Source organism: Lacinutrix salivirga (genome assembly GCF_053604675.1).
In genome coordinates this window covers 1-242 of sequence record NZ_JBSHNP010000074.1, presented here as the reverse complement: position 1 = coordinate 242, position 242 = coordinate 1, and the positions used below count along the sequence as shown (strand labels likewise).

Annotated in this window: 1 protein-coding gene; it reads right to left on the bottom strand. The window is 40.5% G+C overall.

What is annotated here, in order from left to right; all coding sequences use genetic code 11:
- A partial coding sequence (locus ACVC5O_RS02805) for an SdrD B-like domain-containing protein (protein WP_452219943.1) occupies positions 1-242 on the bottom strand: 242 nt, incomplete at both ends.

The following is a 242-nucleotide window of genomic DNA, read 5'->3' as shown; positions in this document are numbered from 1 at the left end:
CAGTGGTTACTGTTGTAACTGTTCCGTCTGCATCTGTAATTGTAACATCTACTCCTGCTATTCCTTCTTCACCTGCATCTTGGATACCATCGCCATTTGTATCTTCGAATACTACTCCTGTAATATCTCCTAAGATTGGTGCATATCCATCGTTTGTAGATGCTGTTGTACCATCAACTACTGTTACCGTTTCTGGATCTGATCCGGTTGTTGTTAATGTTGGATCAATATCTGCTGGTAAT